General features: G+C 73.2%; 14 protein-coding genes. 9 read left to right on the top strand and 5 right to left on the bottom strand.

What is annotated here, in order from left to right; all coding sequences use genetic code 11:
• The first annotated feature begins 138 nt into the window (after positions 1–138).
• The 9 genes from AB0H64_RS15165 (at position 139) to AB0H64_RS15125 (ending at position 9,327) form a co-directional block, all read left to right on the top strand.
• Positions 139–768 carry a TetR/AcrR family transcriptional regulator gene (locus tag AB0H64_RS15165; protein ID WP_357624060.1) on the top strand — a complete coding sequence of 210 codons (630 nt, stop codon included), beginning with the start codon at positions 139–141 and terminating at the stop codon, positions 766–768.
• Between the two features lie 53 nt (positions 769–821).
• On the top strand, positions 822–2,354 hold the full coding sequence (locus AB0H64_RS15160) for a carboxyl transferase domain-containing protein (protein WP_357624081.1): 1,533 nt from the start codon (positions 822–824) through the stop codon (positions 2,352–2,354).
• Positions 2,351–4,255, top strand: a complete 1,905-nt coding sequence (locus tag AB0H64_RS15155) for a biotin carboxylase N-terminal domain-containing protein (protein WP_357624058.1) — start codon at positions 2,351–2,353, stop codon at positions 4,253–4,255. The genes AB0H64_RS15160 and AB0H64_RS15155 overlap by 4 nt, the downstream gene beginning before the upstream one ends.
• Entirely contained in the window at positions 4,252–5,043 is a 792-nt protein-coding gene (locus AB0H64_RS15150; RefSeq protein ID WP_357624056.1) for an enoyl-CoA hydratase-related protein, read from the top strand. The genes AB0H64_RS15155 and AB0H64_RS15150 overlap by 4 nt, the downstream gene beginning before the upstream one ends.
• Complete coding sequence (locus AB0H64_RS15145) at positions 5,043–6,737, top strand: acyclic terpene utilization AtuA family protein (protein ID WP_357624055.1); 1,695 nt, start codon at positions 5,043–5,045, stop codon at positions 6,735–6,737. Before AB0H64_RS15150 ends, AB0H64_RS15145 begins: the two co-directional genes overlap by 1 nt.
• A 182-nt stretch (positions 6,738–6,919) precedes the next feature.
• Positions 6,920–7,726 (top strand): GNAT family N-acetyltransferase, encoded by an 807-nt coding sequence (locus AB0H64_RS15140; RefSeq protein ID WP_357624079.1) that lies wholly within the window; start codon positions 6,920–6,922, stop codon positions 7,724–7,726.
• 94 nt (positions 7,727–7,820) lie between these two features.
• Positions 7,821–8,033, top strand: coding sequence for a hypothetical protein (locus tag AB0H64_RS15135; RefSeq protein ID WP_357624053.1), 213 nt, complete (start codon positions 7,821–7,823; stop codon positions 8,031–8,033).
• 104 nt (positions 8,034–8,137) lie between these two features.
• Complete coding sequence (locus AB0H64_RS15130; protein ID WP_357624051.1) at positions 8,138–8,989, top strand: helix-turn-helix transcriptional regulator; 852 nt, start codon at positions 8,138–8,140, stop codon at positions 8,987–8,989.
• A 71-nt stretch (positions 8,990–9,060) separates the two neighbouring features.
• Positions 9,061–9,327: a hypothetical protein gene (locus AB0H64_RS15125; protein ID WP_357624050.1), complete on the top strand. Its 267-nt coding sequence runs from the start codon at positions 9,061–9,063 to the stop codon at positions 9,325–9,327.
• A gap of 88 nt (positions 9,328–9,415) precedes the next feature.
• On the opposite strand, the gene AB0H64_RS15120 is transcribed toward AB0H64_RS15125, so the two are convergent.
• Genes AB0H64_RS15120 through AB0H64_RS15100 form a run of 5 tightly spaced genes read right to left on the bottom strand, consistent with a single transcriptional unit; the run spans position 9,416 to position 15,385 of the window.
• Positions 9,416–10,036 carry a TetR/AcrR family transcriptional regulator gene (locus AB0H64_RS15120; RefSeq protein WP_357624048.1) on the bottom strand — a complete coding sequence of 207 codons (621 nt, stop codon included), beginning with the start codon at positions 10,034–10,036 and terminating at the stop codon, positions 9,416–9,418.
• A gap of 16 nt (positions 10,037–10,052) precedes the next feature.
• Complete coding sequence (locus AB0H64_RS15115; RefSeq protein ID WP_357624047.1) at positions 10,053–12,143, bottom strand: glycosyltransferase family 39 protein; 2,091 nt, start codon at positions 12,141–12,143, stop codon at positions 10,053–10,055.
• Positions 12,143–13,315, bottom strand: a complete 1,173-nt coding sequence (locus AB0H64_RS15110; protein WP_357624045.1) for a bifunctional glycosyltransferase family 2/GtrA family protein — start codon at positions 13,313–13,315, stop codon at positions 12,143–12,145. Before AB0H64_RS15110 ends, AB0H64_RS15115 begins: the two co-directional genes overlap by 1 nt.
• Positions 13,316–13,355: 40 nt before the next feature.
• On the bottom strand, positions 13,356–14,693 hold the full coding sequence (locus AB0H64_RS15105; protein WP_357624044.1) for a HAMP domain-containing sensor histidine kinase: 1,338 nt from the start codon (positions 14,691–14,693) through the stop codon (positions 13,356–13,358).
• Entirely contained in the window at positions 14,690–15,385 is a 696-nt protein-coding gene (locus tag AB0H64_RS15100) for a response regulator transcription factor (RefSeq protein ID WP_357624043.1), read from the bottom strand. The genes AB0H64_RS15105 and AB0H64_RS15100 overlap by 4 nt, the downstream gene beginning before the upstream one ends.
• Positions 15,386–15,451: the final 66 nt, after the last annotated feature.

Here is a 15,451-nt window from a genome sequence, read left to right as displayed (position 1 = left end):
CGTGGGTGCGCGGTATGGCGGGGTGGCCCCAGGGGGCCTCCGGCCCCCCCCCCCCGGGGCTTTTGAGGGCCGGCCCCCCCGCGAGGGTCGTCGCGGGCGGGCCTTCCCCCTTCCGGTGGCCGGGGTTACGCTGTTGACGTGATCGTCAGGTCCGGGACGCTGACGGCCCGGGGCCTGCGCACCAGGGCCGCGCTGGTGCGGGCCGGCCGCGAGGCGTTCGACGAGCACGGGTACGAGGCCGTGCGCGTCGACGACGTGTGCGCCAGGGCCGGCGTCTCGCACGGCACCTTCTACACGTACTTCGGCTCCAAGGAGGACCTCTTCCGTGAGGTGGCCGGCGCCGTGGTGGGCGAGATGTTCGCGGCCAGCGTGGTGGGCCCGGCGGCGCCCGGCGACCCGTACGCGCGCATCGAGGCGGCCAACCGGCTCTACCTGCGTGCCTGGTCGGCCAACCCCCGGCTGGTGCGGATGCTGGAGCAGGCCGCGGCCGAGGAGGGCCTGCGCGAGCTGCTGCTGGAGCTGCGGGAGGTGTTCGTGCGGCGCGGCGCCGACGGGCTGCGCCGCCTCCAGGAGCAGGGGCTGGCCGACCCGTCGCTCGACCCGCGGCTCACCGCGATCATGCTGGGCGGCATGGTCGAGCACTTCGCGCGCGTCTGGCTCGACCTGGGCGAGCCCGCCGACGAGCGCGCGGCCGTGGACCTGCTGACGAGGCTGTGGGCCAGGGCCATCGGGTTGACGCCGGCGTCGACTTCAGGGGAGAACACGTGATCACGAGCAGGATCGACCCCGCCGACCCCGAGCACGCGCGGCGGCGCGCGGCGATGCTGGCCAAGCTGGCCGAGCTGGACGCCGAGCACGCCAAGGCGGTCGCGGGCGGCGGCGAGAAGTACCGCGAGCGGCACCGCCGGCGCGGCAAGCTGCTCGCCCGCGAGCGGATCGAGTTGCTGCTCGACCCCGACTCCCCGTTCCTGGAGCTGTCGCCGCTGGCCGCCTGGGGCAGCGACTTCCCGGTGGGCGCGAGCGTGGTGACGGGGATCGGGGTGATCGAGGGCGTCGAGTGCGTGGTCTGCGCCAGCGACCCGACGGTCCGCGGCGGCGCCTCCAACCCGTGGACGCTCAGGAAGACGCTGCGCGCCTCCGACATCGCCCTGCGCAACCGCCTGCCGTACGTCAATCTCGTGGAGAGCGGCGGCGCGGACCTGCCGACGCAGAAGGAGATCTTCATCCCGGGCGGGCAGGTGTTCCGCGACCTGACGCGGCTGTCGGCCGCGGGAATCCCGACGATCGCGCTCGTCTTCGGCAACTCCACCGCCGGCGGCGCCTACGTGCCCGGGATGAGCGACTACGTGGTGATGGTCCGCGGACGGGCGAAGGTGTTCCTCGGCGGGCCGCCGCTGGTGAAGATGGCGACCGGCGAGGAGTCCGACGACGAGTCGCTCGGCGGCGCCGAGATGCACGCCCGCGTCAGCGGCCTGGCCGACCACCTCGCCGCCGACGAGCACGACGCGCTGCGCATCGGACGGCGGATCGTCCGCTCGCTCGGCTGGCGCAAGCTCGGCACGGCGCCACTGCCCGTGCGCGAGCCCGCACACCCCGCCGAGGAGCTGCTCGGGATCGTGCCGGACGACCTGCGCGTCCCGTTCGACCCGCGCGAGGTGATCGCCCGGATCGTGGACGGCAGCGAGTTCGAGGAGTTCAAGCCGCTGTACGGGTCGTCGCTGGTGACCGGGTGGGCGCGGCTGCACGGCTACCCTCTCGGCATCCTGGCCAACGCGCGCGGCGTGCTGTTCAGCGAGGAGGCGCAGAAGGCCACCCAGTTCATCCAGCTCGCCGACCAGACCCGCACGCCGCTGCTGTTCCTGCAGAACACCACGGGCTACATGGTCGGCAAGGAGTACGAGCAGGGCGGCATCATCAAGCACGGCGCCATGATGATCAACGCGGTGTCCAACTCGACCGTGCCGCACCTGACCGTGGTCATGGGCGCCTCGTACGGGGCCGGGAACTACGGCATGTGCGGCCGGGCGTACGAGCCGAGGTTCCTGTTCGCCTGGCCCAGCGCCAAGTCCGCGGTCATGGGTCCGGCGCAGCTCGCCGGGGTGCTGTCGATCGTCGGCCGCGCCTCGGCGCAGGCGCGCGGGCAGGTGTACGACGAGGAGGCCGACGCGGCGATGCGGGCCATGGTGGAGGCGCAGGTGGAGGCGGAGTCGCTGCCGTTCTTCCTGTCCGGGCGGCTGTACGACGACGGGGTGATCGACCCGCGCGACACCCGGACCGTGCTGGGGCTGTGCCTGTCGGCCGTCAACAGCGCGCCGGTGCCCGAGGCGGCGGGATACGGAGTGTTCCGGCCGTGATCACGCGCCTGCTGGTGGCCAACCGGGGAGAGATCGCGCGCCGGGTGTTCCGGACCTGCCGCGCGCTGGGGATCGAGACCGTCGCTGTGTTCTCCGACGCCGACGCCTCCGCGCCGCACGTGGCCGAGGCCGACTTCGCGGTACGGCTGCCGGGCACGCGGCCCGCGGACACGTACCTGGCGATCGAGCGGATCGTGGCGGCGTGCCGGGCGGCGGGGGCCGACGCGGTCCACCCCGGGTACGGGTTCCTGTCGGAGAGTGCGGACTTCGCGCGGGCCGTGCTGGAAGCGGGCCTCGTGTGGGTGGGGCCGCCGCCGGAGGCGGTCGCCGCGATGGGGTCGAAGGTCACGGCCAAGCGGCTGATGGCGGAGGCGGGCGTCCCGGTCCTGCCGTCGATCGCCCTGCCCGCTCCGGACGACACGCCGGATGTGGAGTACCCGCCGCTTCAGGAGTACCCGCTGCTGGTGAAGGCGTCGGCGGGCGGCGGCGGGCGCGGGATGCGCGTCGTGCGCTCCCCCGCCGACCTCGCCGCGCAGGCCGCGTCGGCGCGGCGGGAGGCCGAGGCGGCGTTCGGCGACGGCACGGTGTTCGCGGAGCCGCTGCTGGAGGGCGCCCGGCACGTCGAGGTGCAGATCCTCGCCGACGCCCACGGGACCGTGTGGACGCTCGGCGAGCGCGAGTGCAGCATCCAGCGCCGCCACCAGAAGGTGATCGAGGAGTGCCCGTCGCCCGGCGTCGGCGACGCGACGCGGGAGACGCTGCGCGACGCGGCCGTCCGCGCCGCCCGCGCGATCGGCTACGTCGGCGCGGGCACCGTGGAGTTCCTGGTCAGGGGCGAGCGGGTGGCGTTCCTGGAGATGAACACCCGCCTCCAGGTCGAGCACCCGGTGACCGAGCTGGTGTACGGGGTGGACCTGGTGCGGCTGCAACTGGAGGTCGCCGAGGGCGCGGCGCTGCCGGCGGAGCCGCCACGGCCGCGCGGTCACGCCGTGGAGGCCCGCCTGTACGCCGAGGACCGCGACCACCTGCCGCAGACCGGCACCCTGTGGCGCTTCGAGATCCCGGTCGGGGTCCGGGTGGACTCCGGGGTGGAGTCGGGCTCCGTGGTGCCGCCGTACTACGACGCGATGCTGGCCAAGGTGGTCGCGCACGGGGCCACGCGCGGCGAGGCGGTCAGGAGGCTGGCGGCGGCGCTGCGGCGCGCCCGGCTGCACGGCGTCACCACCAACCGGGACCTGCTGGTCGCCGTCCTGGACCATCCGGCGTTCCGCGCCGGCGAGACGCACATCGGCTTCCTGGACGAGCACCGCGACGCGCTCCTGCCGCCCGGACCGCCGCAGCCGCCGCCGCTGGCCGTGCTCGCCGCCGCGCTGGCCGGCGCCGCCGCCAACCGCCGCGACGCGCGCGTCCTCGCGAGCCTGCCCGGCGGCTGGCGCAACGTCCGCTCGCAGCCGCGCGCCGCCCGCTTCGAGGAGGCCGAGGCGGTCTACGACCCGCTCCCGGACGGCGTCGTCCTGGTCTCCGCCGAGCCGGACCGGGTCGTGCTGGAGGACGGCGGCGTACGGCAGGCGTTCCGGGTGGCGTGCCACGGCGGCAAGGTCTACGTCGACTCGCCCGCCACGCACGCCGAGCTGACCCCCGTTCCGCGCCTGCCGGAGCCGGTCGAGCGGGCCGTGCCCGGCTCGCTGCTCGCGCCCATGCCGGGGGCCGTTCTCCGGGTGGAGGTCAAGGAAGGGCAGCGCGTGGACAAGGGGCAGCCCGTCCTGGTGCTGGAAGCGATGAAGATGGAGCATCGGATCACCGCGCCCGCCACCGGGACCGTGTCCGCCCTGCGCGTGGCGAAGGGCGGACAGGTCGAGGCCGGGGCGGTGCTGGCGATCATCGACGAGGAGAACACATGACGCGCCTGGTCCACAGGGAGCTCGCCGGCGGCGTGGCGACGATCACGCTCGACTCGCCGCCGAACCGCAACGCGCTGTCCGTGCGGCTGCTCGGCGACCTGGAGGAACGGCTGACCTGGGCGCTGGCCGAGCCGGAGGCGCGGGTCATCGTGCTGACCGGCACCGGCCCGGTGTTCTGCTCCGGCGCCGACCTGAAGGAGCAGCGGATCGAGCCCTCCTCCGCCGCCGCCGACGCTCCGGTGACGGCGTCGTTCCCGGAGGTCCTGGCGCTCATCTGGGAGAGCCCGAAGCCGGTCGTCTGCCGGCTCAACGGCACCGCGCGGGCCGGCGGGCTGGGCCTGGTGGCCGCCTGCGACTTCGCGGTGGCGCCGCTGACGGCGTCGTTCGCGTTCACCGAGGTACGGCTCGGCGTGGTGCCCGCGATGATCTCCGTACCGGTGCTGCGCAGGCTGCAGCCGAGGGCGGCGGCCGAGTACCTGATGACCGGCGAGGTGTTCGACGCCGCCAGGGCCGTGGAGATGGGGCTGCTGTCGAAGGCCGTGCCGGCGGAGGAGCTCGACGCGGCGGTGGCGCACTACGCGGACATGCTCGTCAGGGGCGGGCCGGAGGCGCTGGCGATCACCAAGCGGCTGGTGCGGGAGGTGCCGGCGATGCCGTTCGAGGAGGGGCTGCGGCGGATGACGGCGCTGTCGGCGCAGCGCTTCACCTCGCAGGAGGGGCAGGAGGGGATCGCCGCGTTCATGGCGAAGCGCCCGCCCTCGTGGGTCCCGGGCAAGCCGGAGGCGTGATGGCGCTGCGCGTCGCCAACTGCAGCGGCTTCTACGGCGACCGGCTGTCGGCCGCGCGGGAGATGGTCGAGGGCGGGCCCGTCGACGTGCTGACCGGCGACTGGCTGGCCGAGCTGACCATGCTCATCCTGGCCGGCAACCGCCTCAAGGGCCGCCCCGGCTACGCGCCGACGTTCCTGAGGCAGCTGGAGGACGTGCTGGGCCCGTGCCTGGACCGCGGCGTCAGGATCGTCGCCAACGCGGGCGGGCTCGACCCCGCGGGCTGCGCCGAGGCCGTCCACGAGCTGGCCGCCCGGCTCGGCCTGTCCCCCGACGTCGCGTACGTCACGGGGGACGACCTGACCGGCCGGCCGCTCGACCTCGTCAACGCCGACACCGGTGAGCGGCTCGACGCCACGCCGCTCACCGCCAACGTCTACCTCGGCGGCCGGCCGATCGCCAGGGCGCTCGCGGCGGGCGCGGACGTCGTGGTGACCGGCCGCGTCACCGACGCGGCCCTGGTGACGGGCCCCGGCATCTGGCGGTACGGCTGGGGCCCGGACGACCTGGACGCGCTGGCCGGCTCCGTGGTCGCGGGACACGTCATCGAGTGCGGCTGCCAGGCCACGGGCGGCAACTACGCGTTCTTCCAGGAGGTGCCGGACCTCGCGCACTGCGGCTTCCCGATCGCCGAGCTGCACGCCGACGGGTCGTCGGTCATCACCAAGCACCCCGGCACGGGCGGGCTCGTCTCGGTGGGCACGGTCACGGCGCAGCTCGTGTACGAGATCGCCGGGCCCCGCTACCCCGGGCCGGACGTGGTGGCGCGCTTCGACACCGTCACGCTGTCGCAGGAGGGGCCGGACCGCGTCCGGATCTCGGGCGTGTGCGGCGAGCCGCCGCCGGACACGCTCAAGGTCGCGGTGACCGTCCCGGCCGGCTACCGCAACACGATGACGCTCGTCCTGACGGGCCTGGACGTCGAGGCCAAGGCGCGGGTCGCGGAGGAGGCGATCTGGGCGCGGGTGCCGCGGGAGTCGTTCGACCAGGTGGACGTCACGCTCACGGACCGGGGGCTGCTGCGGATCACCGTCATGGACGCGGACCGGCGCAGGGCGGGCCGGGCCTTCTCCTCGGCCGTGGTGGAGACGGGCCTGGCCGGCTACCCGGGCTTCCACGCCCTGACGCCTCCGGGCGACGCCACGCCGTACGGGATCTACTGGCCGGTCCTGGTGCCGGCCGCCGACGTCCGGCCGGCCGTGCATCTCAACGGCCGGCTCCTCCCGCCGGAGCCGGAGGAACGCGCCACCGCCACCCCTCGGAGCGGCCCCGTGGACGACCTGGAGGGCCCCGCCCCGGTGATCCCTCACCGGCTGCCCGCCGGCCGGCGTGTCCCCCTGGGGCGCATCATGGGCGCGCGCTCGGGCGACAAGGGCGGCAACGCGAACCTGGGCGTCTGGGTCACCACGGCCGAGCGGTACGCCTGGCTGGCCGCCACCCTCACCACGGACCGGCTGAAGGAGCTCCTGCCAGACCTGGCCCCCCACCGGATCGACCGCTACGCCTTCCCCAACCTCAACGCCCTGAACTTCGTCGTCCACGGCCTCCTCGGCCGCGGCGTGGCCGCCAGCCCGCGCATGGACCCGCAGGCCAAGGCCCTCGGCGAGGAGCTGCGCGCCCGGCTGGTGGACGTCCCCGAAGAGCTGCTCCCCTGATCCCGGCCGGCAGCGTGCCGTCGCGGCTGATGAGGCCGCCCTCGCGGGTCGTCCCACCCACATCAACCGCCACGGCACACTCCATCCCCTTATACTCCACCAGCCCCATCAGGTTGAAGGGGATAGAGCACTACGAAAGGGTTTGAGCGGACTCTTCCGGATACGGAAGGATGCCGGGCGTGATGAGGATACGCCGCCTGACTTTGGCCGATCTGGACGCCTGCACCCGCCTGGCGATCGACCGCCAGTGGGAGCCCGAACGCCACAAGTGGTCGCTGCTGTTGGAGGTCGGCGAGGTCCACGGCATCGACGCGCCCGACGGCGACGGGCTGGCGGCCGCGAACGTCCTCACCCGCTACGGCCACGACCACGCCGTGATCAGCATGGTCCTCACCGCCGCCCGCCACTCCCGCCAGGGCCTGGCCAGGAGGCTGATGAAGCACGCGCTGGAGCAGGCCGGCGACCGGACCGTCTCCCTGCACGCCACCGAGCAGGGCCGCCCGCTGTACGAGAAGCTCGGCTTCCGCACCGTGGGCCGGGTCGCCAAGCACACCGGCGTGTTCGAGGGCCGCCCGTCCGGGGTGACGCGCCCGGCCACCGAGGACGACCTCGGCGCGATCCTGGCGCTCGACGCGGAGGTCTTCGGCACGGACCGGTCCTCGCTGCTGCGCCGCATGTTCGGGTTCGGGCTGCGGGTGCGGATCGCCGACGGGGGTTTCGGTCATTGCTGGCGCAACGATTCCAACGTGGTCATCGGCCCCGTCGTGGCCCGGGATCTGGCGACCGCCCAGGCGCTGATCGGGGACCTGGCCCTCGACGCCGGGGGCGAGGTGCGCATGGACCTCGACCTGGCCCAGGAGGAGCTGGTCGGCTGGGCCGTGGCCCATGGGATGGGCCGGCCCTGGCAGGTGTCGCTCATGGTCAGGGACGGCGACCTGCCGGGCGACCGGACCCGCCAGTTCCTCCCGTTCATGCAGGCCCTGGGATGAATATGACCATTTTTCCAAAAACGATCACATATGTCCCGGCGGGCCGTACAATTGCGCGCAATTGCAGTCGTCCGTCCAGGGGGAAGGACCAGCCATGCGCATGCGGTTCCTCGGCTCGACGTCGGAGGCGGGCGCCTGCCCGACCCTGTACGAGACCGACCGCGGCACCATCGTGGTCCAGGGGCTCAGGCTCACCGACCCCGAAGCCCTCGCGGACCTGCGCGACGTGCTCGACGGCGAGGACGCGGTGGAGATTCCCCGCGAGCTGATCACCGAGATCGCCCGCCGCGTGCTCCAGGACCCGTAACCCCGGGACGCCTCGGCCGTTTCGCCACCTTCCGCTACTGCTTGGTCACGATTGCGCCACTGCCTCTGGCATGATCCACCCCGGCCCGTCTAGCCTCTTGCGGCGTGACGTCCTTTCAGCAGGCGCGGATCGACCTCGGCAGCCAGCTCCGGCACTTGCGCGAGGCCGCCCACCTGTCGGGCAAGGACCTCGCCGAGCGGCTGCGCTGGCAGCCGTCGAAGGTCTCCCGCCTGGAGAACGCCAGGCAGACGGCCACCGAGGACGACGTCGTGGTGTGGGCGCAGGCCGTACAGGCCGGTGCCGAGACGACGGACGACCTGATCAGGCAGGCGATCGCGCTGCTGGAGCGGCACGACGACTGGCGGCAGCGGCACCGCAGCGGCCTGGCCGCCATCCAGGAGGACATCCGCGACCTGGAGGCCCGCACCCGGCTCTTCCGGGTCTTCGAGCCGAACATCGTGGTCGGCCTGCTGCAGACGGCGGAGTACTCCCGGCACGTGTTCAGCAAGGTCAAGCGTCTCTACAGCGCCCCTGACCAGATCGACGCGGCGGTCCGGGTGCGGATGCAGCGGCAGGAGATCCTCTACGACCGCGCCCGGACGTTCCGCTTCGTGCTGCCCGAGTCGGCGCTGCACACCCGGCTGGCCCCCCTCGACGTCATGCGGGGCCAGCTCGACCGGCTGCTCGCGGTCAGCACCCTGCCGAATGTCGAGTTCGGGGTCATCCCCTACGACGCGGAGCTGCCGGCCGCGCCGATCAACGGATTCTGGATCTACAACGACGCCATGGTGGGGGTGGCCACCCTGACCAAGGATCTCGTGCTGCGCGACCCCGACGACATCGCCTTCTACGTCCGCGCGTTCGAGGACTTCGCCGGGGCGGCGGCCTTCGACGAGGACGGCAGGGACGTCATCATCCGCGTTCTCGATGGATACCGGAAACAACCGTCGCATTAATCCTCGCAATTGCTTGCCCGCCCGCACAAGATCGTGCAATTCTGTCGCGGGAGACGTTGCGGAGGTGACGCATGATGCTTGATACCGCGCTCAGCCTCGAGCGGTTCGCGTGGTACGCGGGCCGTCACGCGGATCTGGCGATCCAGAGCCTCTCCCTGGCCAGCGATCCCGCGTACGTGTCGGTGCGCAACCGCTTCTCCACCACGCTGGCGGAGACCGTGACCTGCTCCGACGACGGCAGCTTCGTCACGTCGTGGGGCTACCGGCTCGGCACCGCGCAGGACGTCGAGTCCGCCGCCGCCCGCCTCGCGTTCCTGCTCGCCGCCCTGCCCGCTTGAGTCTGCCCGCCTGAGCCTGCCCGCTTGAGTCTGCCCGCCTGAGTCTGCTCGCTGAGCCGTCAGCGCCGGAGCCGTCAGCGCGGGGGCGTCAGCCGGGGAAGGACGTCACCGGGATGCCGGCCTCGCGGGCCGCGGCCGTGCGGGCGTGGGCCAGCAGCCGCCCCCGGCTCAGCACGTCGGGGTGGAGCGTGTAGCGGATGATGAGCCCGTCGAGCATGGCGTCGATCCGCTCGGCCGCGCCCGCGGGGTCCTCGCAGGCGAACTCCCCCGCGTCCGTGCCGTCGGACAGCACCCGGGCCAGCGCGTCGAGCCAGGCCGTCTCCAGCTCCAGCATGATCTCGTTGACGGCCGACTCGCGCAGCGCGGTGTTCCACGCGTCGATCCAGAGCAGCCAGCTCTGGTCGGACGGCGACTCCGGGATGTAGTAACGCAGCACCCGGTCCAGGCGCTCCGCCGCCGAGCCCGGGCCCGCGACCAGCTCGTCGAGCTTGGCGCTCTCGATGTCGAGGGTGGCCCGGAGCATGGCGGTGATCAGCTCGTCCTTGGTGGCGAAATGGTAGTGGATGAGGCCGCCGCTGACGTTGATCGACTTGGCGATGTCGGCGATCCGGGTGTGGGCCAGACCGCGCTCCAGCACCACCTTGCGCGTGGCCTCCAGCAGCTCGGCCCTGCGCTGGTCAGCCTGATCGGCCCGGGACGTACTCCGCACCGGGCCAGCCTATCCGTCAGGACGCCGCGGCGGAGCAGTCGTAGAGGCCGTCCTGGCCGTCCACGGCCGTGCAGTGCTGCTGGACCCACGTGGTGACCTCGGTGTCGCCCCGGCCGGGGCCGCCGCGGTCGCCGCCGCCGAGCACGTACCGGAGCCTGCCGGAGGAGACGAGCTCCTTGAGGCGGTCGACGGTCATGGCCGGGTCGCTGCCGGTGAAGCCGCCCATCGCGATGACGGGCCGGCCCGTGGACAGGATGATCGACGACGCCTGCTGGGCGCTGCCGACGGCCACCAGCCACTCGGCCCGGCCCTGGTGGGCGAGGAGGTACGTGACCGTCGCGTCGCCGACGCCGCCGCCGGGGCCGCCGGCCGTCCGCCCGGCCCGCCCGTCCTGCGCCGACTGGTCCTGGCCGTCCTGCGGCGGCTGTCCGCCCTGCGGGAACCGGCCTTCGCCGAACGAGCCGTACTCCCCGGGCACTCCGGGCGGCAGGCCGCCGGGACGCATCCCGCCCATGGGGCCGCGGCCGAAGCCCATGCCGCCCGTCGAGGGGCCGGCGGTCGGGTTGCTGCCGTTCACCTGCGACCGGAGCGGGCTGACGGCGTACGCGGCGGGGCCGGCCAGCCCGGCGACCAGGGTGGCGAGCAGCGCGCCCGCGGCGACCCTGGCGGCCACGCGCCCGCGCCCCGCGAGGACGAGCCCGGCCAGCGCCAGCCCGGCGACGGCGAGGACGGTCGCGGCGAGCACGGCCCACGCCAGCCACGGCACGAAGTCGGGCGAGCGGCGCAGCACCGTGAACGACCAGCCGCCCGTGACGGCGACCGCCAGCGGCAGCACCCAGGCCCAGGTCCGCGACCGGCGGTACGACTGCCACATGAGCACGCCGCCCATGCCGGTGATCGCGGCGACGGCCGGGGCCATGGCGGTGGTGTAGTACGGGTGGAAGGTGCCGCTGGAGAAGCTGAACACCGCGAAGTGGACGACCAGCCAGCCGCCCCAGACGAGCCACGCCGCTCCGGACGTCCCTCCGGCGTTGCCGGCCCCTTCGGCGTTGCCGCTCCCCTCCGCGCCGGCCGCCCCCTCAACGCCGGCGCGACGGGAGGTCCAGCGGGACAGCGCCGCGAGCGCCAGGGCGAGGGCGCAGAACGGCAGCAGCCAGGAGATCTGCCCGGCCATGATCTCGTTGAACAGCCGCCCGGCCCCAGACTCGCCGCCGAACGACGCGCCGCCACCGCCGCCGAACCCGCCGTTCCCGGCGCCCTGGCCGAAGATCCGCCCGAGGCCGTTGTAGCCGATGACGAGGTCCCGGACGGAGTTGTCGGTCGATCCGCCGATGTACGGGCGGGAGCCGGCCGGCCACAGGTCGACGATCACCATCCACCAGGCGCTGGAGACCACCAGCACGGCCCCGGCCGCGAGCAGGCGCCCGATCCGCCGCGCCACCGCGCCGCGGGCGCACACCAGGTACGCGAGCGCGAACGCGGGCACCACGAGGTACGCCTGGAGCATCTTGGCGTTGAAGGCGAGCCCCACGAACAGCGCGCACAGCAGCAGCGACCGCAGCCGGCCGGTGCGCAGCGACTCCAGGCAGAACCACGCGGCCAGCACGAGCAGCAGCACGAGGATGGTGTCGGGGTTGTTGTCCCGGTTGATGGCCACCGTGATGGGCGTGAGCGTCATGACGACGGCCGCGACGAGGGCGGCCACGTGCCCCTGCCGGGCGCCCCCGTAGGCCCGCAGGACGGCGGAGTGGACCAGCGCGACGGCGGCCACGCCGGCGACGGCCTGCGGCAGCAGCATGCTCCACGTGCCGAAGCCGAACACCCGGGCCGACAGCCCCATCACCCACAGCGCCAGCGGCGGCTTGTCGACGGTGATGTACGAGCCCGCGTCGATGGCGCCGAAGAAGAACGCCTTCCAGCTCTTGGTGCCGGACAGGATGGCGGCGGAGTAGTACTCGTTGGCGTAGCCGCTGAGCGCCCACGCGTACAGGACGAAGGCGGCGGCGAGCACGGCCCACAGCGCGGGGCGCGACCAGCGGGGGGCGTCGTCGGCGGCGCTCCAGGAGATGCGACGGCGGGCGGAGCGGCTCATGGTGGTGGTCGTCATCAGGCGGCGTTCCTTCTCCGGGGGTTGAAGACCCACACGCGCAGCAGCAGGAACCGCGCGAGGGTGGCCAGCGCGTTGGCCACGATCACGGTGACCAGCTCGACGCCGTGGGAGACGTCGCCGGGCAGCAGCGCGAGGCTCCCCGTGGTGAGGGCCAGGCCGACGAGGAACGCGACGAGCCCCTCGAACTGCTGGCGCAGCACCCCGGACGAGCCTGTGACGCCGAAGGTGAAGCGGCGGTTGGCGGCGGTGTTGGCCACGGCGGTGACGAGCAGGGCGACGGCGTTCGCCGTGAAGACCGGGACGGCCTGGCGCAGGCCGGAGAAGAGCAGGAGGTAGGCGAGCGTGCTGAACGCGCCCACGACGGCGAAGCGGGGAAGCTGGCGGGCCATGCCGCGCGGCAGCTCGGCCTGGCGCACGCGGGCGGGGACGGGGAGACGGGCGGCGCCGGACAGCGTCCTGCGGGCGACCCTGGCCATGCCGCGCAGGTCGTCCAGGGCGGTCCGGACGACGTCGACGCGGCTGTCGGGGTCGTCCACCCAGTCGACGGGCACCTCGTGGATGCGCAGGCCGTGCCGCTCGGCGAGCAGCAGCAGCTCGGTGTCGAAGAACCACTGCTCGTCCTCGACGGCGGGCAGCAGCGCCTGCGCCACCTCGGTGCGCACCGCCTTGAAGCCGCACTGGGCGTCGGAGAAGCGCGCCCCCATCAGGGAGCGCAGCAACAGGTTGTACGCCCGGGAGATGAACTCCCGCCTGGGCCCGCGCACCACGTTCGACCCGCGCGAGAGCCGGGTGCCGATCGCGAGGTCGCTGTGGCCCGACAGGAGAGGGGCGACGAGGGGCAGGAACGCGTCCAGGTCGGTGGACAGGTCGACGTCCATGTAGCTGACGACGTCGGCGTCGCTGCCGGACCACACGTGGCGCAGCGCCCGGCCGCGACCCTTGGCGTCGAGGTGGACGGCTCGCACGCCGGGCAGCTCGGCGGCCAGTCGCCGGGCCTCGTGCCAGGTGTCGTCGGTGCTGGCGTTGTCGGCGATCGTGATGCGGAAGCCGTAGGGGAAGGTGCGGGTCAGGTAGCCGTGCAGCCGGGCGACGCTCTCGCGCAACGCCCGCTGCTCGTTGTAGACCGGGACGACCACCTCGACGAGTCGAGTCCTGACTGATGTCTGCATGGTAATAGTGCAAAACATCCGTCTTTGAAGGTACTTATGCCTATCTGAGCGCGGGCTGAGATTTCCCAGGAATCTCAACTGTGGCCATGACTCCGCCGCCCGGGGCGTTGTCAAGGCGCACGCGGCCACCCGATTCGGCGACGGACTGGGCCACGATCGCGAGCCCCAGCCCCGAGCCGGGCAGGGCGCGGGCCGACGGCGAGCGCCAGAACCGGTCGAAGACGTGCGGCAGCTCCTCCTCGGGGATGCCGGGCCCGTGGTCGCGGACGGTCAGCGTGCCGTCGTGCAGGACCACGTCCACCTGGCCGGGGCCGAACTTCGCCGCGTTGTCGATGAGGTTGAGCACGGCACGTTCCAGCGAGGCCGCGCCGCCGAAGACGTACCACTCGCCGAGGTCGGTGCTGACCTCGGCGCCGCGCAGCCGCGCCCGCTCGACGGCGGCCCGCACGACGTCGTGCAGGCCCAGCTCGGCGTGCGGCTCGTGGTCGGTGTCGCCGCGGGCCAGTTGGAGCAGGTCCCCGACCAGCGTGGACAGCTCGGCGAACTGCGCCTTGACATTGACGAGCAGGCGTTGCTTGGCGCCCGGTTCGAGGCTGCGGCCGGTCTGCTCACTGCGCAGCAGCAGGTCGATGTTGGTGCGCAGGGTGGTGAGCGGGGTGCGCAGCTCGTGGCCGGCGTCGGCGACGAGCTGGCGCTGCCGGTCCCGCGAGCCGGCCAGGGCGGTCGTCATGGCGTTGAAGGACGAGCCGAGCCGGGCGATCTCGTCGGTGCCCTGGACGGGGATGCGGGTGCTGAGGTCCTGCGTCTGCGCGATGTGCTCGACGGCCTTGGTCAGGCGGCCCACGGGGGCCAGGGCGGCCCTGGAGATCGCCAGACCGGCCCAGGCGGCCGCCAGCGCGCCGACCGCCGTGAGACCGGCGAGGCCGAGCGCCATCCGCCGCAGGGAGCTGTCGAGATGGTTGAGCGGCCGCGACTCCAGGACGGCGACGCCCGGCGCGAAGTTCGTGGTCACCACGCGCACGCTGCGCCCGTCGGCGGTCCGGCCGTTCCGGAAGACCGGCGCACCGGGGTGAGCGACCAGAGCCAGGTCCTCCTCGGTGGACTTGATGGGCGTGCCCACGGAGCAGGTGGTGTTGTCGGACAGCAGGAGGGTCACGGTCTCGGCGAAGTGACCGTCGGTGCCCTCAGGCCGGCAGTTGTCCTGCAGCCATCGCTGGTCCCCGGGCTTCTCGGGCTCCAGGATCGTCTGGTCGAGCGTGCGGAGCATCTGCTGCTCGGCCACGAACCACGACATCGCGGACGCCATGGCGATGGCCAGCGCCACCGCGACCGTGACCAGCAGCGTCAGCCGCGAGCGCAGGCTGCCGAAGCGCCTCATGTCGTCACCCGCAGGACGTACCCCACCCCGCGCACGGTGTGGATCACCCGCGGCTCGCCGCCGGCCTCGGTCTTACGGCGCAGGTACATGATGTAGACGTCGAGCGAGTTCGAGGTCGGCTCGAAGTCGAACCCCCACACCTCGCCCAGGATCTGCTCGCGCGTCAGCACCTGACGCGGGTGCGTCAGGAACAGCTCCATGAGGAGGTACTCGGTCCTGGTCAGGTCGAGCGGCCGGTCGCCGCGCGTGACCTCCCTCGTCGCCGGGTCCATGCGCAGGTCGCCGTACGTCAGGGAGTTCTCCGGCGTGCCGGCGCGCAGGGCGCCGCGCCGCAGCAGCGCGCGGACGCGCGCCAGCAGCTCGTCCAGCTCGAACGGCTTGACCAGGTAGTCGTCGGCGCCCGCGTCCAGGCCGGACACCCGGTCGCCCACGGCGTCGCGGGCGGTCAGCATGAGCACCGGCACGTGGTTGCCCGCGCCGCGCAGCCGGCGGCACGCGGTCAGCCCGTCGAGGCGCGGCATCATCACGTCGAGCAGCACGGCGTCGTACGGCTCGCGGACCAGCTCGTCCAGCGCGGCCTGGCCGTCGTTGGCGGTGACGACCCGGTAGCCCTCGAACTCCAGGCTCGACTGCAACGCCTCACGCAACGCGGGCTCGTCGTCCACCACCAGCAACCGTGCGGGCTCAGTCATGCCTCACAAACTAGGGGCACATCATGAGAACCCTATGAACGGCCCGGCCATCTTCGATGAGAATGA

The organism is Nonomuraea sp. NPDC050733 (assembly GCF_040654215.1).
Classification (GTDB): domain Bacteria; phylum Actinomycetota; class Actinomycetes; order Streptosporangiales; family Streptosporangiaceae; genus Nonomuraea.
The sequence above is the reverse complement of the archived record's forward strand: the minus strand, read 5'-3'. Positions and strand labels throughout refer to the sequence as shown.